Genomic DNA, 21470 nt, shown 5'->3' with positions numbered 1-21470 from the left:
GCGGCGAGCTGCGCCGCCAGCTGATCGCCTGTCTGCGCCACGGCCACAGCACGCGTATGTCACGCAAGCGGGGCACTGACCGGCGCGGCCAGATCCCCGACATGGTGAGCATCCATGTGCGCCCGCCTGAGGTCGACGACCGGGTGATGCCAGGTCACTGGGAAGGCGACTTCATCAAAGGCGCCGGCAACCAGTCTTCCGTCGGCGTGCTGGTTGAGCGCACCAGTCGCCTGGTGCTGCTGGCGAAGATGGAAGACGCCACCGCCGCCTCGGCACTGGCGGGCTTCACTGCCAAACTGAATTCGATCGTCGCCCCACTGCGCCAGAGCTTCACCTACGACCAGGGTAAGGAAATGACCCGGCATCAGGAGCTCAGCGCCGCCACCGGCGTGCGCGTGTACTTCTGCGATCCGCACAGTCCATGGCAACGCGGTACCTGCGAGAACACCAACGGGCTGCTGAGGCAGTATCTGCCGAAGGGCACTGACCTCTCGATCTACAATCAGGACGAACTCGATGCCATCGCCGACAGCCTCAACAGCCGACCTCGCGCTACCCATGCATTTCATTCACCATTCGAGGTCTTCGAACGTATGCTCGCAACCGCTTCGATAACCTCAGCTTCCATTCATTAGCCCCCTGTTGCGCTTCACTCTTGAAACCGCCCAGCTTCTCCTGTCGTCGCAATTTATACCCCAAGGAGCGACGCAAATTCAGGTAGTCAGCCAGCGCAAGATGTAAATCGTTCATGCTTCACCTCCTGGCCATGCTCTGGCGAGTAGGCGCAATCCCTCGCGGTCAACCTTCGCGTAGATTGCAGTGGTCATCAGACGGCGATGGCGCAGCACTTGTGCGACTCCGGGAAGCGCGACGCCGGAGCGCACCATTTGGGTTGCAAGTGTGTGACGTAGCCGATGGGCTCCCACGTTAGTGAGGCCCGCGCGTGAAGCAGCGGCGACCACCACGTCTGTGTCACCGGTAGACGAGAGCGCACGATGAGGCGCCCGTGTACGTACGAACACGGTGCGGCCCTGTGCGGTATCGGGTCGACCAGTTTGAAGATACGCAGCCAACGCTTCGCCGACGTCCGCGGGCAAAGGAAGGCGTTCGAGGCGCCGACCTTTACCTCTCACGACGAGCTCACCTGTGCGCCAGTCGATGTCGTCAAGATTGAGCTTACGTACTTCGCCAGCACGCAAGCCCAGACGCGCGAGCAACATCAGGATTGCGAAATTGCGACAGCCGCTACCGGTGCGCCGATCGCAGGCTGCCAGTAGTCGTTCTACGTCGCATGGCTCCAGTGCGCGTGGTAACCCTGCCAAGCTCCACCCTGCAACCGACGGGACTGCTGTGTCCAGCCGCTGCGCTATCAGCCCCTCCATGTGCAAGTAGATCAATAATGAACGTAGTGCGCAAACCGCGAGCTTTGCTGAACCTCTAGGGAAAGTCTGCAAAAGTCCTGGCATTGACGTGAGCGTGGACTATCCTGGGAGCAGGAGAATTTAAGGGGTGACGTGATGGCACAACTTGGCCTTGGTCTGGATCTGTCAACGAAACGCACGCGCAAGCGGGAATTTCTCGAAGAGATGAGGCGCGTGGTGCCGTGGTCGCAACTGATTGCCCTGATTGAGCCGCACTATCCGAAGGGTAAAACGGGACGGCCGCCATTTCCGATTGCCACGATGCTGCAGATTCACTTTATGCAGCAGTGGTTTGGTCTGTCAGACCCGGCGATGGAAGAAGCGCTCTATGACGTGCCGCTGTATCGCGACTTTGCGGGGCTTGACGACGGCATGACGCGATTGCCCGACGAGAGCACGATCCTGCGGTTTCGTCACCTGCTCGAAGCGCACGGTCTGGCTGTGCAGATGCTCGCGCTGGTCAATGAGATCCTGAGCGGGAAAGGTCTGATGCTCAAGGCCGGGTCGGTAGTCGACGCCACATTGATTTCTGCGCCCAACTCGACGAAGAACGCCTCAGGTACGCGGGACCCGGAAATGCACCAGACGAAGAAGGGAAATCAATGGTACTTCGGGATGAAAGCGCATATCGGCGTGGACGCGGAATCTGGCCTGGTTCACACGGTCATCGGCACAGCTGCCAACGCTCAGGACATCAATACAGCCGAAGCGTTGCTACACGGCGAAGAGGCGGATGTGTACGCTGATGCCGGATATCAGGGCATTCAGAAGCGATGCGTGGACGATTCAGTGCGCTGGCATGTCGCAATGGGACCAGGCAAGCGCAGAAAACTGGACCTGAGTGATCGTCTGGACGCGATATACGATCAGATCGAACGCCTGAAGGCCGGCGTCCGCGCCAAGGTGGAGCATCCATTCCGGATCATCAAGCGACAGTTCGGCTATACGAAGACCCGATACCGGGGCCTGATGAAGAACACTGCCCAGATCACGACGCTGTTTGCGCTGGGCAATCTGTGGATGACGCGTAAGGCACTGCGCAAAGCGTGAAACATGCGGGCGCAGACGCCATGAGTTTCGGCAAACGCACGTTGCCGCGGTTCGAATAAAACTGTGATCGAGGTCCCAGCATCTTCGCCGCCACTACAACGCGGGCAGCAAACCGCGCGACGTGCAGGAAACGGGTTGTGCAGACCTTCCTTAGCAGAGGATCAGACTATCCACGATACTGTAGGCATTGCGAAAATCGTCCATTCGATTCCGTCCGCCGGAGGCGACATCGCCCAGCGCCTCTATGACTCGGGCGCGAAGATCGACTACATCAGCGTGCATAAGATCACCCGCGAGGATGTGCAGGAAGACCCCGAGCACGTGACAATGGGTGATCAGGAAATTACGATTTACACGCAGGGTGATTTTACTGGTGCGCCGTGCCAACTGCTTGGTGACCCGCGCTTCATCAAGCGCAAGAGCCGGTACATTCCGCAGTCGCGCACTGCTGCGTACCTGCTCACCGGTAGCTGTAAGTTCGACGGATAGGGCGTGTGTGTGCCAGTTCGAAACCGAGGACGATAATGACTAAGCCTGAAGCAGAACAATCGCAGTGGATCGACATTAATGCGCGCTTGACCGATGAAGTGGCGTGGGAACTCACGCAGTTCTGCAAGCCCTCGATGTTTGACCAGTTCTATGCGCTGATCGAAGCCCACTTACCGCATGAAGAGCGTCAGAGGAAAGCCTATCTGGTGATCAGTGGCGTCGACGCGGTCGCCGCAGCACTGCGTGACAAAGGCTATGCCCCGCGATGACCGACGAACTCGTGAAGGAAATCCCTCCCGTACTATACAAGTATCGTCAGTTTGACGAGCGGACGATCGAGCTTCTGTGTGCTGATAGGATCTACTACGCCGATCCCGGCACCTTCAACGATCCGCTGGACACCCAGCCGTGCGTTGAAGCGGACTGCGATGTTCCGACCATGGAGCGTACCGTTTATGAGTTGGTTCGCCGGCGCGTTGAAGATGAGATGAAAACCGGCGCGCGCACCGTGAGCTATCGCGGACCAAAGACCATGGCTCATATCGATAAGCATAGCCATGCCGCCGCGCAGCGGATGATTGATGCGCTGCAATATCAAGCCACAGATCCAGAATATAGCGACGACCCTCCCGGCCCTCTCGCGTCTTTGCTCGCGTACGCCATCGAAAGCGAACTGCTCAAGCAATATAACAAGGGAGTGTTGTCACTGGCGATGCGGTATGACTGTCCATTGATGTGGAGCCACTATGGCGCACAGCATCGAGGAATTTGCATCGGATATAGCGTGCCGCCTGAAGCGCGACGACAGCTCCATGAAGTCCAATACGGCGGCAACCGGAACGTGCAGGCGAGTGCAGTCGCCAAGATGGTACTCGACCGCGATGAACAGGCCCGGGTTGCGGTCGATGACGCAGTGCTGTTGCGAAAAGCGCCCGACTGGCAGTATGAGAAGGAGTGGCGCCTGCTGGGTTCACGCGGAGCCACTGAATCGCCCCTCGAGATGGTCGAAATCGTGTTTGGCATGAGGTGTCGCAGACCTGTCATGCACTCGGTCGTCAGCGCGCTGAGCGGGCGCGAGAGGCCCTTACAGTTTTACGAAATGCATGAGGTTCGAGGAACGTTCGATCTGCGGCGTTGCGAGCTAGATCTGGACGAACTATCCGTGTCCTACCCGAGACGCGCGCTCTCGATCTTCGAAGGATTCGAGGTGCTCCCGGAAAGCGACGAACCTAAAGGTTAAGAGGGCCGGTATTCCTGTGTCAGGAACCGACCGTCAAAGATCACCTCAGACGGCTGTAAGGTTCGGCAGCTAGACCTCGCGTTCGTGCGAGCGGCCATCAATCCCGAGACCGGCTTTACGCTTCGCCGTGAACGACCCCTACGGCTCGGGTTGCATCGCCGACGTGACACCGAACCATTCGCGCTCCATGCCGTGTATGCGCTCGAAGAACTGCGACAGCGTGTTAAGTGATCGCGGATCGTCCGGACTCAGTATCTGGCCAGCGCGCATTGCCTGGTGTGCGAGACCGAGAAGCGCCTTCTGGTCGCACCGCTGGCGCTTTTTCACCACCGCGAGCTCCGCGGCAGCCTGATCGACAATGGCCTGCCGCGCCTCAGCTTCCGACACATCGTGCGGAACCACGGGCGGCGTCGGCCGCATCGATTCGTAGTGCGCATCCAGGGGAGACAGCAGCGGTTTGTGCGGGCTGTGTGTCAGCGTCGTCGGTATCCGAAAACATTTCAGCCGATCGGTCAACAAAGGCGGCGCGTTCGGAGCGATGCGCAGGCCTTTCGACTTCTCCACCCAAAGCATTCGCGAGCGTCTTCTGCGGTACAGCAGCAGCCTTCGGTGACTTCTGCCACCCGCGCTTCGTGCCTTCCTTATGCGCGTACTGCCGGGAAACCTGGAGGTTTTGGCCTATGTCGAGTTCCGACTGATGGGCCGGTCTCGCGAGGTGATCAGCTAAAAAACGGGCATTTCACCAGGTCATGTGCGAAGTAATACTCTTGGCTACCTGCCTTGAGAAGGCTATTTATTTCCGCCACGGTTTCTTCAACGATATCTCCATCCGGGACGGCACCGATGAGGGCCAACATCGGGGACAGTGGGAGGAAGGTGGTCATTTTGAGCGTTGGAACGTCCGGCACAATGAATTCGCCAGCTTGCGCATGAACGACGCCCCATCCGCCGAGCGCGGCGGCAAGATCGCGCGTGTAACCACTCACACGCATTCGCAGTTGTGCCCCGTTGATCTGCCGCGTGGGCACCTTTCCCCCTTTTCTCACGAACACGCGATCAGCGCTCTCCAAATGCTCCTCGCGAGCCTTGGTCATGTCGTATCCAGGAACACCGAACAGTTGAAGTTCCTGGGCAGCAAGTCCCCGGAAGCGTGTCCGCATAACCCAAAGCGCAAACATGGCATCGATCGCGGGCTTGTGCTCGGGCGCTATCGTGTTGATCAGGCCTTCAGTGATCGGCTGTACGACCTCCTGAAATCTGTTTTCGATCTGCGTCATGTCATCTTCTGTCTGCTGGTCCCATGCACGTCGCGCGCAAAACAGGATGTCCTCCGGTCGAGCAGGACGCTCCTTGACCCTGAGCATGTCGAATACGGCGATGCGCCCGCTTTGATCGACAAACCGTTCGATGCTGCGCACGGGAAAGACGTGCTGCTTGCGCGTCAGCTGATGTTTGTTCTCCGGCAGCGTTTTTTCAGGCTTGCTCCGTTTGCCCTGCGCCGGCAATTCCGGTAATGGCTCAGCCGCCATCGCGAGCGTCGCAGCCATTACTGCAGCCGCATACCGGCCAGCGTCTGGATCGTCTTCATCAACTGCGATTCTGATTACCGGCATCTTTCATTCCAGTCGAGTTCAGGTTCAGCGGTGTGAGCCTGCGCAGGCGGTGCAAGGTACATCGAGGCTGCGCGTGCTCGGGTTTTCCCGGAAATCGGGGCATTCCTTGCTTTAGTTGTCATCCGATGATAACATGCAGGCCATGACAGATCGAGACCACAGCCTGGACACCCTGCTCGAGCTGGACGGCGTGATGTACACCGTCGACGATACCGGGTGTTGCTGGGTGAAATTTGAAGTAGTGCGCATTGCAGTATCACCGGAGCGCCCACACGGATTGAAATATTCCCTGACGTTGCACGATGAGAAGGGTACGCGCCTGTTGGGATTCGATAACGCGCATCCGGTCAGGGAGGGTGCAGGCCCCGGCGCACGGACGCGGATCGAGTACGACCACAAGCACGCTGGCGAGCGCATCCGGTTCTACGATTACATGGATGCCGCGACACTGCTTGCAGACTTCTGGACCGAAGTCGAAACAGTGATGAAGGAAAGGAGCGAGAGCGATGACTAACGAACACATCCTGAAAGTCGGGATTGCCCCGATGGAGCAATTCAAGGCCCGGACGATGGCAATCGCGCGGGGCGAATACAAGCCGTCACCTGACGAGCCGAAGATCTGGTTTTCGTCGCCTGAGTCGTTCGCGCAAGTGCTGTCGGGAAAAAATCAGGCGTTGCTCGCTCTGATTGCCAAGACGAATCCGGCTTCATTGACGGAGTTGTCCGTAACGTCCGGACGGGCCAAGTCCAACCTTTCGCGCACGCTTAAGACGATGGAGCGGTACGGCATTGTGTACTTCGAGAAGGGCGATGGCCGCGAGGTCGTACCACGGGTGAACTATTCAGGCATCAGCCTCGAAATGTCGTTCGCCTAACACCCCTACTCACGGCACCAAGCCCGCGACACGCCGACCGGCATCGCGGGCTTCTTTATTTTGACCACATGACAAAAGCAAAACCATTCGACGCGTCCGAGTAGCTGACCGACGACGAGACCATCCGCCACTACCTCGCTGAGGCCTTCGAGAGCGGCGACTCAGGAAAAATCCGTACGTCCCTCGGCCATGCCGTCAAAGCCAAAGGCACGAAGGAGATCGCAAAACGCGTCGGCCTCACCAGCAAGACCCTGAAGCAGATGCTCGCATATGAGCACGTCAACTGCGCTGCCATCGCGATCATTGTCGACGTACTCGGCCTACGGATGACCGTCGTGGTAATCGAACGTGACGACGGAGAGCGGTTCGTGTTCTCTGATCTGGGCAACCGGGTCTATCGATAGCAAGCCTACGAGCGTGGCATCGAGTGGGCGAAGCGCTGGATTGACACAAATTACCGGATTGGCGCGCACAAATCGTGAGCTTGCCACGCTGAGAACCACATTTTCGTCTGCGGCGTCCTGTCAACATAGGCAGCAGCCAAGTACCATCAGTTGAGAATCATGCCATCATTGATTAAAGTGCCACCAATGATGGAGGCCAAGATGTCGAGCACGACGATCCGAGATATTGACGAACAACTCAAAGCGCGTCTGCGCGGTGAGGCGGCGCAGCATGGACGATCACTAGGGGTCGAGGCTCGAGATAGTCTCCGTGCTGCTCTCTCGACCGAATCCATCGATCTTCAGCGCAACCTAGCTGAATCGATCCGGAGCCGGATCGAGCCGCTCGGGGGCATCGACCTGGAATTGCCGCCACGCGACGGATTCGGGAAGGAGTGGACCTCGGCGCATGATCGTTCTTGACACGAACGTTCTGTCGAAGATGTTGAGGCCTCTGCCTGACGTCAAAGTGATGGCGTGGCTAGCTGCACAGCCGCGCGCGGCGCTTTTCACGACGACAGTAATCCGTGCCGACATCCTCTACGGTCTTTGATCTTCGGCCGGATGGCACCCGGAGGAGGGCGTTGTCTGCAGCAGTCGATGCGATTTTCGCCGAGGACTTTGCAGGCCGGCTTCTGGGATTCGACCATGATGCGGCGGACGAGTACGCAAGGATTGCGGTGACGCGTAAAAACCCGGGCAGACCGATCAGCCAGTTCGACGCCATGATCGCTGCTTGTGCGCGTTCAAGAGGGGCCGCACTGGCCACGCGCAATGAAGGATTTCTCCGGGCGTGAAATAGCAGTCATCGATCCGTGGGCGGCGTTGAATTGGGATTCGAACCGTGTTTTGGCGGGTTGAAATCGGGAATCGGACCGTCCTAGACAGCGGAAAAACGGGGTCTTTTTGAATATGGGTAGGAGTATGGGTAGCGGAAAGGTGTTTTTTCGGAGCCTTGCCTGTAAAGGCTTTCCGGGCGATTTGGCATCCCTCCGTCTCCGCCAGCAATGGCGGCAAACCCCGCAGAGTCTCGGCTCTGCGGGGTTTTGTTTTTTCCGCTCCAGAATTTCCCTCACTCTGAAGCGACACTCAAGCTGCCATCGGTATCAAAACGCGTGCCGCAGCCCCACCATGCCGACGAATTGCGACGGGCCCGACGACGGCGTCGTATTCTGCGAGTCGCCGACAACAGCCACGGCGTCAGTAATGCCCGTCCTGGTACCCGCCGACACCAGCGTCTTGCCACTCGCGTGCTGATACGCCTCAAGCGCATATATCGTGGTACGGGTGGAGAGGTTGTACGTCTGCTCGAGCGAGATCTGGTGATAGCGCGCGGCATCGTCGATGCCATTCGCCTTGCTCGCCTGTGTGTAGCTATAGCCCGCACCGAGAGTCACAGCAGGCGTGATCCTGTACGTGGAAATCACGCCGTACGTATTGAACACACCCTCGCCGGTGAACAGCGAAGCGGAGCCCGGCGTGTATTGCACGTTCGAATAGTTGACACCGACCATCAGGTCCTGGTGGGTGTAGCGAGCCGCCGCGGCAAAAAGCTGCGCGCTGCGCGCCGTCGCATAGCCGCTGTTGATCGGCGAATTGACGGCATAAGTGCCGAGCGCCTGGCTCGTCGCGATGTCTTTCAATTTCACATAGCCCACCGCGATCGCGAACGGCTGGTAGTCGTAGCGCGCCGCTGCGCTGAACTGGCTGCCGCTGGCCACGCTGCCCGGCACGCCGCCCAGACCGTACTGCGCGCTGAATTGCAAACCGGCAAGGTTCGGCGACAGGTAGGTTACCGAATTGTTGAGGCGCAACGTGGTGTCGAGTGCGTCGAGATCGCCGGGGTGAGCGCCTGTAGCACCCGTTAGTACACCTGTTGGTCCAAGTGCGCCGACCATCTGGAAGTAAGGTGTGTACTGGCGGCCGAGCGTCACCGTCCCGTACTTGTCATTGCTCAGTCCGACATACGCCTGACGATTGAAAATGTAGCCTGAGCTGCTTTGTGCGCCGGTCAGCGAGTTGAAGCCGCTTTCGAGCCGAAAAATCGCCTTCGTGCCGGCGCCAAGATCTTCCGCGCCGAGCAGGCCGAACTTGCTTGCCTGCAAGTTGCCCTGACTCATATAGAAGTTGGAGTGCCCCTTCTGGTTGCTCGCGTAGGCGAAGGCATTATCGACGATGCCGTACAACGTCACGCTACTTTGCGCTGACGCGCCGTTCGACAGCACGGTGCCCGCCAACGGCAGGCACGAGAGGACGAGTGCGCGTGTACGCGCGCGCTTCAATGAGTTCATGGCTAACAGGTCTCCGGATTGGATATGGGTGTTGCACTACAGGTCGGTGATGCATGCGTGACTAGTGGGCGATGGAAATTGTCAGACATCGCCAGCCGTCAGCCGTCTGGTCGGATACCAGCTTGCCGTCGGTGCAAACGACCTCGCGCACGTCGCTTGCCGGCACGAACAGCCGGACTTCTTGCTGCGGCTGCTGAATCCAGCCTTCTCGCGCGACTGAAACGCGCAAGGTGCTCGCGTCGCTTGTAATCGCTACATTCCAGCGGCCTTGCTCGCCCGTGCGCCAGGCTTCGCTTTCACCGTCGTCTTCGACGCAACCGCCGCGAGCGGTGCCCGTGCCGATGTGCGGCACAGCGATGAATGCACGTTCATCGGCGGGGCGGCCAAAGTGCTGTTCAGCGATGTTCAACGGAATCACGCTGCCTTCGCGCAGCAATGTCACCGGCTGTTCGAATGGAGCCGGCAGGTTCACCGTCTGACCGCCGTCGAACACCTCACCGCTCCAGTACGACACCCAATGCGTGCCGGCCGGCAGATAAACGTCGCGCGTCGATTGACCCGCCTCGACCACCGGTGCAACCAGCATCGACGAACCCAGCATCATGTCGTCGCCGTCGACGAGACAGCGCGGATCGTGCGGAAACTCGGCGAACATCGGACGCAATACCGGTTCATAGGCGCTGTGCGATTGCCACAGCAACTCATACAGGTAGGGGATCAGCCGGTAGCGCAGTTTGATCAGATCCGCCACCTGTCGCGTGACTTCGGGGTGCATCCAGGGTTCGTTGACCGTGCCGTCGTCGTTCCAGGAATGAATGCTGAAACGCGGCAGGAAGATGCCGAAGGCGACCCAGCGTGCGAGCAATTCCGGGTCCGGCGCCGGACCCGAGAATCCGCCGATATCGTGGCCGCTGTTCGACACGCCGGACATGGCTAGCCCAAGACCCATCTTCAGATTGAAGCGCAGCGTTTCCCACGAGGTATAGTTGTCGCCGGACCATGTCTGCACATAGCGTTGCATGCCGACGCCGCCTGAGCGGGACACGAGGAACGGGCGACGCTCGGGCGCATGTTCGCGCTGCGCGTCGTGCGAGGCGCGCATCATCAACTGCGTTTGCAGCACCTTTGCCTCGCGTGCCGGATACGGTTGGCCGAAGCCCTGAGCGATCCCGTCGGGCGACCAGATTTCGAATTCGTTGTTGTCGTTCCAGGTTGCCGCGATGCCGTACTTCAACAGACTGTCTTTCACGCGAGCTTTCCACCAGTCGATGGTGGCGGGGTTCGTAAAATCCAGATATGCGCCCACTTCGTCCCAGAACTGCACCCATGCCGGATCGCCGTTGCGCGATGCGATCAGCAGGCCGGCGCGTGCCACTTCGTCGAAGGCCGGATGATCCTGTAACAGACAGGGTTTGATGTTCGCGCACAGACGAACGCCATGCCCGAGATAGCTCTGCACGAAGCCGTCGATATCGGGAAACTTCTCGTGGTTCCAGTTGAACACATAACGCTTCGCGCCGATCGACGTATAGCCCGACGACAAATGGAATGAATCGCACAGCACGTCGTGCTCGCGGCAGCGCTCGATGAATTCGCCCATTCGGTGCTGGGCGTCGGGCGCGTCGGTGTAGCTCATCGTCGACCCCGAGTAGCCCAGGCCCCATTTCGGCATCCAGGCCGGGCGTCCGGTCAGCCACGTAAAGCGGCGCACCGCGTGAAGGGGCGTACCCGCAGACGCGATGAAGTAATAGTCGAGGTCGCCATGTTCGGCGACAAAGTGCCGGTAGTGGCCGTGATAGTTGTCGAGCTCGCGGCCCATGTCGAAGCGGCAATCGGCGAGCGTGTCGTAGAACAGGCCGAATCCTGTCGACGTTTGCGGCTGCCACGTGACGTAGAACGGGATGTGCTTGTAGAGCGGATCCGTGGTGCGCGCGCTATAGCCCATCGCGTCGATGTTGCGCATTTCGTAGGCCTGGTCCGCGCGGTTGAGCGAACCGGCACGCTCTCCGAGGCCCACATACATTTCGTCCTTGCGACGCTCGATGTAGTGATACGCGCGCGCGTCCCACCAGCCGAAGTTGTATGCCTGGGTCTTGCGATCGCTCATCACGCGATGCCATGCCGCGTCGTGCAGGATGTCCCATGCGCAGAATCCGCCGTTCAGTGTGACGGTCAAACGCACGCGCGCCGTTTCAATGACAACCTGTTCGGCGTCGGCCGATACGTCGAAGCTGGGCGGCGTGAAATCGCTTACGTCCCGGCGTTCGCGGCCTTCGAGCGGAACGTCGTCGGCGCCCGGAGCGATGGACCACGTCCGCGGACCGTGCGTTTCGCCGTCCGGCAGCACGAGTACCCGGATGATGTCGTCGGCGAGAACGAACAGTTCAATCCGGCAGTTTTCCTGCGTGGCGAGAACGATGTGATTGCCGGCATGCGAGGCCAGCGAAAAGCGCGGTGGATGTTTCAGATTCGTCAATGAACGCATGATGGGTCTTCGAGTGAGGTCACGCAGCGGGGCTGGCATGGTTGTCGACTTGATGCGGACGCGCTTCGCGAGTGACGCCGCGCATCAGAATGATCAGCAAGGTGGCGCCGATCAGGTCGAACGCGCCGAGGGCGCCGAATAGCGGCGTGTAGCCGATCGAATCGGCCAGCGCGCCGACCAGCAGCGAAAAGCCCAGGCCGCCGATCCACGCGGACATCCCGGCAAATCCGGCGACCGTGCCGACTTCGCTGGGGTCGAACACGTCGGCTGCCAGGGTGTTGACGAGCGCCGAGATCATCTGATGCGCGAAGCCGCCCACGCAGAACAGCGCGATTGCCTGGTATGGCGAGGCGACGAGACCGATGCAGGCGGGTCCGAGCATCATGAAAGCGCCGAGCACCACGCCTGCGATTCGTGAGGCGATCAGCGGCATGCGGAAATGCTTCATCAGGAACGGCGACAGGTAGCCGCCGAAAAGTCCACCAAGGTCGGCGGCGAGAAACGGCAGCCATGCGAACAGCGCGATCTGCTTCAGATCCATGTGGCGTTGCGTCGCGAGGTAAAGGGGGATCCAGAAACTGAAGGTTTGCCACGCGGGTTCCGCGAAGAAACGCGCCTGTGCAATCGCCCAGAAGCGGCGCGTACGCAGGACTTCGCGGATGCTGCGTCGCTGCGGCGCGCCCGGTGTTTGTCCGCTGACAATCGTCTCGCGCTCGGCCTCGCCAATGCGCGGGTGATCGCTCGGCGAGCGGTACAGCACATACCAGACGGCGGCCCAGACGAAGCCGAGCGCGCCGGTCACCGCGAATGCGCTTTGCCAGCCGTATCTCAGCGACAGGAAGACGACGAGCGGCGGAGCGAGCAGCGAACCGAGCGACGTGCCTGCATTGAAGTACCCCACCGCCACGGACTTCTCGCGATTGGGAAACCACTCCGCGACCACTTTCATGCCTGCCGGAATGGCGACGGCCTCGCTCAACCCCATGAGTCCACGCAAGGCCGCGAGCGAAAGCCAGCCGCTCGCGAAGCCGTGCAGGACGCCCGTCAACGACCAAAGGCAGGCAAACAGCGCAAAGCCCAGGCGCAGGCCGATCAGATCGATGACGAGGCCGCATACCGGCTGCATGATCGTATAGCCGACCTGGAATGCGCCAACCACGTACGAGTACTGCTTGGTGCTCATGTGCAACAGCTGCGTCAATTGAGGCGCCATTACACCGAGGGCGTTGCGCGACAGATAGTTGACGATCGTCCCGGCACACACGAGCGCGATGATCCACCAGCGCAAACCAATGATTGTTTTCAAAATCGTCTCCGTACCCAATGTGTCCGCTGACTGGCCGCTGACGGCAGGCATGCGCGAATTCGAACATTTAGCTTCGTTTAGTGTCAGTCATCGTATCACTGCTTGAGCGTCGGTGCACCAGGGAAAACCATGGATTAAGTGGTTGAGTTTCTTGAAATATCCATTGAAGTAAGCCTTTTTTGGCCGGTTCTGGTGGAATTGAGGTCGGACGACCGATGGCTTGTGGAAAATGAAAAAATGTTCTTTCGAACATCAAATGTTCGTTTTGGTGACTGTGCGGGACAGCGCGGCAGGGCGTTGTAGCAATCGCGGAGGGGAGTAGCTGGGGCGCCCAGGCGCTTTGCAACCCATCTGGTCTTGGAAGGCGAAGGCGCACGTTCATGAGTCGGACTTGTGCGAACGTGCAGGAAGGGAACGGCGACCGGTAGGGGACGGGTTCCGGCGTTCATCTGGGCTTGTTACGTACCGCAAAAAATAATTCGATATCCTACCGATTGGGGTGCTTCGGCAGTCCGCACCTGCAAAAGTGATCCAGATGCCGGCGGCCGGATGGACTGGCGCAGGTGGGAACAGCAGCCAGGATTGCCTCGCAGCGGTGAAGGCAGAGAGGGTAGTGAAGCAGGCGCAATTTACCAACAGATGGGCGCCTAACAGCGAGACGGCAGTGAGGCGGTTCGATTACGCCGCCACGACTTTTTCACCAAACCTTTGTCCAATGTAACGAGACGTAACGAGGCTGCTAGCGGCGCGATGTTATGCATCAGTTATTACAAAGTTGAAATACGCGGACGGCTGCCTTGCGCTATATTTCGGCCAACAACACACATTCTCCAAAAGGGTGATCAATGAAGTCCGCACGTATTGTTCCGCTTCTGATCGGGGTTCTCGGGTTGGCTGCGTCGGGTGCTGCAATGGCCGGCGGTCTGAGCGTCGGCGTCAACATCGGTATCCCCGCGCCGGTCTACGTCGCTCCCGCTCCGGTTTATGCACCGCCGCCGCCGCCTCCGCCGCCTGTTGTCTACCAACCGGCTCCTGTGTACTACGGTGGCCCGGCGATCGTGATCGGCTGGCACGGCGACCGCTACTGGGATGGCCGCCGCTACTGGGCGCGTGACGACTGGTACCGCCATCATCCCCCGGGCCGCTACGACTACCGCCGTGATCACTACGACAATCGTCGCGGCTGGCATTGAGCCATTAGTAAGCTGGAGTCGACGCGATTGCCGTGTCAAAAAAACCGCCCGTCCCGGGCGGTTTTTTTATTGCACTCGCGAAACCTGTATACCGAGCCGAAAGTGCGCGTTGAACATTGCAGACGCGGTGCCTCGTGCCTGCTCAGTCGGCTATGGTCGCGACGCCACAACCAACCGAACAGTTCGACGGCAGGCCGGTCGGCAGGATCGGTTTACCAGCGACGAAGCCCATGAATTCTCCCAGTGAGGTTTGCTTACCACGCACCTGAACGCCGCGGCGATGAGATGTGCGGATTGCGCAGCTTTATTGGGTAGAATCCTTTCACATTGCTATTGCCCACTGACTAACAAGGCCCTTATGACAACTGGCTCGCGATGGGTTCAAACGCCTCGTGCACTTTGGTGCCGTGTGATTCACAGGCTATCGCGTGTCGGTGTACCGGTTGTGGCGCGGCTTGTGCCGCGGGTTGTGCCTCACACCTGGCGCGACGCATGCGCCGCCGCGCTGTGCGGTGGGTTCGTCCTGGCCGGTCTGCTCGCGGCACCCGCGGCCCACGCGGTTTATGCGATCGCCCAATATGGCGAACCGAAATATCCCGCGGGTTTCAAACACTTCGACTACGTCAACCCGGATGCCCCCAAAGGCGGCACGCTGGTGATGGCCAATCCGAACCGGCTCACCAGCTTCGATAAATTCAACCCATTCACGCTGCGCGGCAATCCGGCCCCGGGCCTCGAGATGCTGTTCGAAAGCCTGACCATCGGCAGCAGCGACGAAGTGGCCAGCGCCTACGGCTTGCTCGCCGACGACATCAATATCGCGCCCGACGGCCTCTCGACCACCTTCCATATCAATCCGCGCGCACGTTTTTCGAACGGCGATCCGGTTACCGCCGACGACGTCAAGTTTTCGCTCGACACATTGAAGAGCCCACAGGCCGCGCCGCAGTTCGCATCGATCTTCGGCGAGATCACGCGCGCGGTAGTCATGGACCCGCATACGATCCGCTTCGAGTTTCATCAACGCAATCGCGAGTTGCCGCTGCTGGTGGGCAGCATGCCGGTGTTCTCGCGCAAGTGGGGCATGAAACCGGACGGCAGCCGGATTGCGTTCGATCAATTGGCCTTTGAAAAACCGATTGGCAGCGGACCTTATCTGATCGATCAGTACGACAACGGCCGCACGATTTCGTATCGGCGCGATCCGAATTATTGGGGGGCGACGTTGCCGGTGCGGGTCGGCACCAATAATTTCGATCGGATCGTCTACAAGCTGTATTCGGATAACGTCGCGCGGCTGGAAGCGTTCAAGGCGGGCGAATACGATGCAATGGTCGAATACATCGCACGCAATTGGGTGCGGCGCGACGTCGGCAAGAAATTCGATAGTGGCGAGTTGATCAAGCGCGAATTTCCGCAGCATAACGGCACCGGCATGCAGGGGTTCATCCTCAATCTGCGCCGGCCGTTGTTCCAGGACGTGAGAGTGCGTAAGGCGCTCGATCTCGCATTCGATTTTCAGTGGTTGAACCGCCAGTTGTTCTTCAATCAGTACACGCGTATCGACAGTTTCTTCGCCAATACGGATCTGCAGGCGAAGGGCCTGCCTTCGCCGGGCGAACTCGCGCTCCTCGATCCGTGGCGCGCGAAACTCGATCCGGCGGTGTTCGGTCCACCGCCGAAGCAGCCGGACACGGATCCGCCGGGTTCGCTGCGCGCCAACCTCTTGCAGGCACGCGCGCTGTTGCAGCAGGCCGGCTGGACCTATCGCGACAACGCGTTGCGTAACGCCCAGGGCCAGCCATTCGAATTCGAAATTCTCGATGACTCCAGCTCCGAAGCGGCGATGTCGCCGATCGTCGCGACGTACATTCGCAACCTGCAAAAGCTCGGCATCAAGGCAACGTTTCGCGTATCCGATTTCGCGGTCTATCAGAAGCGACTCGACGCATTCGACTTCGACACGACTACGATTCGCATGCCGGACGTGCAGGTGCCCGGTTCGGAGCAGATCGAACGATTCGGCAGCAAGGCTGCCGACACGCCAGGCTCGGACAACATAATCGGACTCAAGTCGCCGGCAGTCGACGCGATCCTGAAAGCGCTGGTGCATGCGCAGACGCTGGAGCAACTGGTCGACGCAACGCATGCGCTCGACCGCGTGCTGATGCATGGCTACTATGTGATTCCACAGTGGTACAGCGCCACGCACCGGATCGCCTTCAAACGCGGTCTCGCATGGCCCAAAACCTTGCCTCTGTACTATGGCGCGGAAGGCTGGATCACGACGATGTGGTGGTATGCACAGCCGCAACCGCCGCAATCGCCGCAACCGCAACCGCAACCTGAGGCGCATTGACGCGTCATTCATTCACTGCCTTCGCACCGGAACCGACGCCATGTGGAGCTACATCCTAAAACGCCTGCTGTTGATGATTCCGACCTTGCTCGGTGTGCTGACGCTGACCTTCGTCGTGATCCAGTTCGTCCCGGGCGGCCCGGTCGAGCAGATGCAGCACGAACTGCGTAAAGGCGCCGAAAACGGCGCACCGTTCGGTCTGCGCTCGCATAGCGGCGTAGACGCGCAGCAGATCGCGCAACTGAAAGCACTGTATGGCTTCGACAAGCCGCCGCTCGAGCGCTATGTCCTGATGCTGAAACGCTTCGCGACATTCGACCTTGGTCAGAGCTATTTCCGCCACCGAAGCGTGTGGTCGCTAATCATTTCGAAGTTGCCGGTATCGATCAGCATTGGCTTATGGACCTTCTTCCTGACCTACCTGATATCGGTGCCGCTGGGGATAGCCAAGGCTGTGCGCAACGGTTCGCGCTTCGATTTCGCGACGAGCCTCGTGGTGCTGGTCGGTTACGCGATTCCGGGCTTCGTGCTGGGCGTGTTGCTGCTGGTGCTGTTCGGCGGCGGCAGCTTCCTGCAGCTTTTCCCGCTGCGCAATCTCACCTCGGACAACTGGGCGCAGTTGAGTTGGGGCGGCAAGATTCTGGACTACCTGTGGCACATCACGCTGCCGATCACGGCCTCGGTGGTGGGCAGCTTCGCTGTCGTCACGATGCTGACGAAAAACGCCTTCCTCGATGAAATCCGCAAGCAGTACGTGCTGACCGCGCGTGCCAAAGGTTTGTCGGAAAAGCGTGTGCTGTGGAAGCACGTGTTTCGCAATGCAATGCTGCCCTTGATCGTCGGTTTTCCGTCGGCGTTCATCGCGGCGTTCTTCACCGGCAGCCTGTTGATCGAGACGCTGTTTTCGCTCGACGGACTCGGCCTGCTGTCGTACGAATCCGTGGTGCGGCGCGACTATCCGGTGGTGCTCGGCACCTTGTATCTGTTCACGCTGATCGGTCTTGCGACCAATCTGATTTCCGATCTTTGCTATGTGTGGGTCGATCCCCGCATCCAATTCGAACAACTGGAGCGCAGATGAATCGAGCCCGCCTTTCAACCGATGCGGCGGCGCGCACCGAACCGGCTCGCGCTTTCGTCTCGCCAACGCCCTGGCGACGCATCTGGCGGCGGTTTCGCCAGCAGCGCCTCGGCTACTGGAGCCTGATCATATTCGTCGTCGCGTTCGCGGCGAGCCTCGCCGGGCCGCTATGGTCGAACGACAAACCGCTCGTGGTGCGCTACGAAGGTCAACTGTATTTCCCGATGTTCAAGACATACGCGGAGACCACCTTCGGCGGCGACTTTCCGACGCCTGCCGATTATCTCGATCCGTATATCAGGCATCGTTTCGACGCGCCGGGTAATTTCGCGGTGTATCCACCGAACCCGTACTACTACGACACGCTGAATTATTTCTCGAAAGCGCCAAACCCGGCACCGCCGTCGCGCGACAACTGGCTCGGTACCGACGACCGTGGCCGTGATCTGCTCGCGCGTCTTCTGTATGGCTTTCGCGTGTCGGTCGAATTCGGTCTGGTGCTGACCTTGATCGGCACGGTACTCGGGGTTGCCGCGGGCGCGGTGCAGGGATATTTCGGAGGGCGTATCGACATTGTCGGGCAGCGCCTGATCGAAATCTGGACCGCGATGCCGCAGTTGTATCTCTTGATCATTTTCGCTTCGATCTTCGAGCCGGGCTTCATTCTGTTGATCGTGCTGCTGTCGCTGTTTGGCTGGGTCGGCCTTGCGGCCTACGTGCGCGCGGAGTTTCTGCGCAATCGCCAGCAGGACTATGTGCGCGCGGCGCGGGCGATCGGCCTGTCGAACTGGCAGATCATGTGGCGGCACATACTGCCGAACAGTCTGACACCGGTCATCACATTCTTGCCGTTCACCATGAGCGGCTCGATTCTCGCGCTCACCAGCCTCGATTTTCTCGGCCTCGGCGTGCCGTCGCCGACACCTAGCCTCGGTGAACTGCTTGCCCAGGGCAAAGCGAATCTCGACGCGTGGTGGATCTCGCTATCCACGTTCGGCGTGCTGGTTGTGCTGCTCCTGCTTCTGACCTTCATGGGCGATGCGCTGCGCAATGCGCTGGATACCCGTATTGCTGACGCCATGCGCGCCGGAGGCAGCCAGTGAGCACCAAGGTTCAGAACGACGCACAACACGGCATCACGCCGCCGCTGCTGGAGCTCGGTCGTCTGCATGTGACCTTCGGCGACGCCGTCGCGGTGAACGACGTAACGCTCGCGATTCAACGCGGCGAGCGGGTCGCACTGGTCGGTGAGTCGGGCTCGGGCAAGAGCGTGACGGCGCTGTCGATCCTGCGTCTGTTGAGCGATGCGCAGGTGAGCGGGGCGATCCGCTTCGACGGCGAGGATCTGCTTGCCAAAAGCGAGCGCCAGATGCGCGGCATGCGCGGCTCGGATATCGCGATGATCTTCCAGGAGCCGATGACCGCCCTCAATCCGCTTTATACGGTGGGCGACCAGATCGCGGAGACGATCGTCGTGCACGACGGCGTCGCGGCGAACGAGGCGCGCAAGCGCGCCGTGGCGCTGTTGGGGCGCACGGGTATCGCGGAACCCGGCAAGCGCGTGAATAGCTACCCGCACGAGCTCTCGGGCGGTCAGCGGCAACGCGCGATGATCGCCATGGCGCTCGCGTGCCGTCCGCGTCTGTTGCTCGCCGATGAACCGACCACGGCGCTCGACGTGACGATCCGCGCACAGATCGTCGAGTTGCTGCTGGAGTTGCAACGCGACGAAGCTGAGAAGCGTGGCATGGCGGTGCTGTTGATCACGCACGACCTGAATCTGGTGCGGCATTTCGCGCAACGTATCGCGGTGATGGAGAAGGGCGTACTGGTGGAGTGCGGTTCCGTCGAGCAGGTGTTCGAAGCGCCGCAGCATCCGTACACACAACGCCTGCTGGCAAGCCGTCCGCAACGCACGGTGGTACCCGTGCTGCCGATCTCACCCGTGCTGCTCGAGGCACGCAACGTCTCGGTCGACTTCAAAACGAAACTTCCGGGCGTGGGCGGCTGGTTTCGCTCGGGGCACTTCCGCGCGGTCGCCGATGCGAGCGTGGCGGTGCGCCAGGGCGAGACGCTCGGCATCGTCGGCGAATCGGGTTCGGGCAAATCGACGCTGGCGATGGCCCTGCTCGGTTTGCAACGCACGGCGCACGGCGAGATCGAGTTTCAGGGCAGGGCGCTTGGCAGCTATCGCGGCCCTGAACAGACTGCCTTACGCTCGAATATGCAAGTTGTCTTTCAGGACCCGTTCAGTTCGCTTTCACCACGCCAGACCATCGAGCGGATCATCGGAGAAGGGCTCGCTTTGCATCGGCCGCAAATGAGCCAGGAGGCACGGCGCGACAAGGTAGTGTCGGTTCTGCGCGAAGTCGGTCTGGATCGGACTGTGTTGTACCGCTATCCGCATGAGTTTTCCGGCGGCCAGCGTCAGCGGATCGCGATTGCGCGCGCGCTGGTGCTGGAGCCGCGCATTCTGATCCTCGACGAACCGACCAGTGCGCTCGACGTGTCGATCCAGCAGCAGGTGCTGAAACTGCTCGCCGGATTGCAGCAGAAGTACAACCTCGGCTTCGTTTTCATCAGCCACGATCTGGCCGTGATCGGGGCGATGGCACATCGTGTTGCGGTCATGCAAAACGGTTCGATCGTCGAAAGCGGCGACGTTGAGCAGATTTTTGCGACACCGGCGCACCCTTACACTCGAAAGCTGCTGAAAGCGGCGCTGGATCACTGATTTTGCACTCTTTCACCAATTGGGTGCGTGTCTCGATTGTATTTTTCTATTTGTTTTGACACACGAATACTTACTGGCTAGTATCGACCAAACTTTTTTCCGTAGCCCACTGATTTTTAGGCAAAAAATACCGACCAATGCAGCACAGAAACCTAACCCAGGCTTGCACGCGCGTCGTCGCCGGGATGTTCATTGGCGTCTTGATGGCAGCAGCTCCCGGCGCGTTCGCCGACGAAGTAAGCAGTTTGAGTCAGAATGCCTCATATTCGACCCCCACTGGGTCGAATTCTTTGTCCCCTCTCAGTTCGCAACAGCCCGCTACCGACAACGACGGCGGCGCCAAATCGTTCCTGTCCGGCATGGCCGGCAAAGCGGGCGATGTGGTGGTCGGTGCGCTGAACATGATCGGCGTTCGCTACCGTTGGGGGGGTAATACGCCCGATTCGGGGCTCGATTGCAGCGGGTTCGTTCGCTACGTGTTCCAAGACACGCTCGGTATGGCGCTGCCGCGTCGCGCCGAGGAAATGAGCCGCGTGGGCGAAAAGGTTCGCGTGAGCGACCTGAAGCCGGGCGATCTGGTGTTCTTCAATACGATGCGCCGTACGTTCTCGCACGTGGGCATCTACATCGGCGACAACAAGTTCGTGCATTCGCCGTCCACGGGCAGCACGATCCGCGTCGACGATATGGATAGCGGTTACTGGGAAAAGCGCTTCACGGGCGCACGCCGGATCGAAACGTCCTATCAGGACGGTGAAGATCTGCGCAAGCGCGTGAATGCGTCGATCGGCGGTAATCAGTAACTGATTCGGCCCGCACGGGTAGTGCCGGTGCGAAAAAAGCCTGCTTCTTCTGAAGCAGGCTTTTTGCGTTTGGGTGCTTGCCTAGCT

22 protein-coding genes are annotated in these 21470 nt (G+C 59.9%); 16 read left to right on the top strand and 6 right to left on the bottom strand.

What is annotated here, in order from left to right:
• A partial coding sequence (locus AC57B6_RS17770; RefSeq protein ID WP_496421798.1) for an IS30 family transposase occupies nt 1-635 on the top strand: 635 nt, incomplete at its 5' end.
• A 111-nt stretch (nt 636-746) separates the two neighbouring features.
• Here the strand turns inward: AC57B6_RS17770 and AC57B6_RS17765 are convergent.
• The gene (locus AC57B6_RS17765; protein ID WP_496421801.1) at nt 747-1382 is read right to left on the bottom strand and encodes a site-specific integrase; all 636 of its coding nucleotides are present in this window, start codon (nt 1380-1382) and stop codon (nt 747-749) included.
• A gap of 135 nt (nt 1383-1517) precedes the next feature.
• Here AC57B6_RS17765 and AC57B6_RS17760 point away from each other — a divergent pair, with 135 nt between their 5' ends.
• From AC57B6_RS17760 to AC57B6_RS17745, 4 genes are all read left to right on the top strand, one after another.
• Entirely contained in the window at nt 1518-2471 is a 954-nt protein-coding gene (locus AC57B6_RS17760; protein ID WP_171926478.1) for an IS5 family transposase, read from the top strand.
• A 135-nt stretch (nt 2472-2606) separates the two neighbouring features.
• Entirely contained in the window at nt 2607-2960 is a 354-nt protein-coding gene (locus AC57B6_RS17755; protein WP_315696575.1) for a hypothetical protein, read from the top strand.
• Nucleotides 2961-2995: 35 nt separating this feature from the next.
• Nucleotides 2996-3229 carry a DUF7706 family protein gene (locus AC57B6_RS17750; RefSeq protein ID WP_315696574.1) on the top strand — a complete coding sequence of 78 codons (234 nt, stop codon included), beginning with the start codon at nt 2996-2998 and terminating at the stop codon, nt 3227-3229.
• On the top strand, nt 3226-4200 hold the full coding sequence (locus AC57B6_RS17745) for a DUF2971 domain-containing protein (protein WP_315696573.1): 975 nt from the start codon (nt 3226-3228) through the stop codon (nt 4198-4200). Before AC57B6_RS17750 ends, AC57B6_RS17745 begins: the two co-directional genes overlap by 4 nt.
• Before the next feature lie 138 nt (nt 4201-4338).
• Here the strand turns inward: AC57B6_RS17745 and AC57B6_RS17740 are convergent, their stop codons facing one another.
• Both AC57B6_RS17740 and AC57B6_RS17735 read right to left on the bottom strand, forming a co-directional pair.
• A complete protein-coding gene (locus tag AC57B6_RS17740; protein WP_315696572.1) occupies nt 4339-4602 on the bottom strand; it encodes a hypothetical protein in 264 nt (87 codons plus the stop codon).
• 317 nt (nt 4603-4919) lie between these two features.
• Nucleotides 4920-5813 (bottom strand): DUF4238 domain-containing protein, encoded by an 894-nt coding sequence (locus tag AC57B6_RS17735; protein ID WP_315696571.1) that lies wholly within the window; start codon nt 5811-5813, stop codon nt 4920-4922.
• A gap of 133 nt (nt 5814-5946) precedes the next feature.
• Here AC57B6_RS17735 and AC57B6_RS17730 point away from each other — a divergent pair, with 133 nt between their 5' ends.
• The 5 genes from AC57B6_RS17730 to AC57B6_RS17710 all read left to right on the top strand — a co-directional run bounded on the left by AC57B6_RS17730 (nt 5947) and on the right by AC57B6_RS17710 (nt 7928).
• Nucleotides 5947-6327, top strand: a complete 381-nt coding sequence (locus AC57B6_RS17730; RefSeq protein WP_315696570.1) for a toxin-antitoxin system TumE family protein — start codon at nt 5947-5949, stop codon at nt 6325-6327.
• Nucleotides 6320-6688, top strand: coding sequence for an HVO_A0114 family putative DNA-binding protein (locus AC57B6_RS17725; protein WP_315696569.1), 369 nt, complete (start codon nt 6320-6322; stop codon nt 6686-6688). Before AC57B6_RS17730 ends, AC57B6_RS17725 begins: the two co-directional genes overlap by 8 nt.
• A 104-nt stretch (nt 6689-6792) precedes the next feature.
• Complete coding sequence (locus AC57B6_RS17720) at nt 6793-7092, top strand: helix-turn-helix domain-containing protein (RefSeq protein ID WP_390953793.1); 300 nt, start codon at nt 6793-6795, stop codon at nt 7090-7092.
• Between the two features lie 201 nt (nt 7093-7293).
• A complete protein-coding gene (locus AC57B6_RS17715) occupies nt 7294-7554 on the top strand; it encodes a FitA-like ribbon-helix-helix domain-containing protein (protein ID WP_496421797.1) in 261 nt (86 codons plus the stop codon).
• Between the two features lie 161 nt (nt 7555-7715).
• On the top strand, nt 7716-7928 hold the full coding sequence (locus AC57B6_RS17710) for a PIN domain-containing protein (protein WP_315696567.1): 213 nt from the start codon (nt 7716-7718) through the stop codon (nt 7926-7928).
• A 309-nt stretch (nt 7929-8237) separates the two neighbouring features.
• Here AC57B6_RS17710 and AC57B6_RS17705 read toward each other — a convergent pair whose 3' ends face one another.
• The 3 genes from AC57B6_RS17705 to AC57B6_RS17695 form a co-directional block, all read right to left on the bottom strand.
• Nucleotides 8238-9422 (bottom strand): porin, encoded by a 1185-nt coding sequence (locus AC57B6_RS17705; protein WP_496421796.1) that lies wholly within the window; start codon nt 9420-9422, stop codon nt 8238-8240.
• Between the two features lie 61 nt (nt 9423-9483).
• Nucleotides 9484-11907, bottom strand: coding sequence for a glycoside hydrolase family 31 protein (locus tag AC57B6_RS17700; RefSeq protein ID WP_496421795.1), 2424 nt, complete (start codon nt 11905-11907; stop codon nt 9484-9486).
• A gap of 19 nt (nt 11908-11926) precedes the next feature.
• Nucleotides 11927-13213 carry an MFS transporter gene (locus AC57B6_RS17695; protein WP_028199418.1) on the bottom strand — a complete coding sequence of 429 codons (1287 nt, stop codon included), beginning with the start codon at nt 13211-13213 and terminating at the stop codon, nt 11927-11929.
• A gap of 845 nt (nt 13214-14058) precedes the next feature.
• Here AC57B6_RS17695 and AC57B6_RS17690 point away from each other — a divergent pair.
• The 6 genes from AC57B6_RS17690 (at nt 14059) to AC57B6_RS17665 (ending at nt 21383) form a co-directional block, all read left to right on the top strand.
• Nucleotides 14059-14406: a hypothetical protein gene (locus AC57B6_RS17690; protein ID WP_028199417.1), complete on the top strand. Its 348-nt coding sequence runs from the start codon at nt 14059-14061 to the stop codon at nt 14404-14406.
• Between the two features lie 358 nt (nt 14407-14764).
• A complete protein-coding gene (locus tag AC57B6_RS17685; RefSeq protein ID WP_496421794.1) occupies nt 14765-16765 on the top strand; it encodes an extracellular solute-binding protein in 2001 nt (666 codons plus the stop codon).
• 40 nt (nt 16766-16805) lie between these two features.
• Nucleotides 16806-17846: a microcin C ABC transporter permease YejB gene (locus AC57B6_RS17680; RefSeq protein WP_496421793.1), complete on the top strand. Its 1041-nt coding sequence runs from the start codon at nt 16806-16808 to the stop codon at nt 17844-17846.
• Entirely contained in the window at nt 17843-18949 is a 1107-nt protein-coding gene (locus AC57B6_RS17675) for an ABC transporter permease (protein WP_046568822.1), read from the top strand. Before AC57B6_RS17680 ends, AC57B6_RS17675 begins: the two co-directional genes overlap by 4 nt.
• The gene (locus tag AC57B6_RS17670) at nt 18946-20580 is read left to right on the top strand and encodes an ABC transporter ATP-binding protein (protein ID WP_496421792.1); all 1635 of its coding nucleotides are present in this window, start codon (nt 18946-18948) and stop codon (nt 20578-20580) included. The genes AC57B6_RS17675 and AC57B6_RS17670 overlap by 4 nt, the downstream gene beginning before the upstream one ends.
• A 137-nt stretch (nt 20581-20717) precedes the next feature.
• Nucleotides 20718-21383: a C40 family peptidase gene (locus AC57B6_RS17665; protein WP_496421791.1), complete on the top strand. Its 666-nt coding sequence runs from the start codon at nt 20718-20720 to the stop codon at nt 21381-21383.
• Nucleotides 21384-21470 lie beyond the last annotated feature (87 nt).

This window comes from Paraburkholderia sp. BGA-UO-ETr-F12 (genome assembly GCF_059567945.1).
This window is presented reverse-complemented; position numbering and strand designations above follow the sequence as displayed.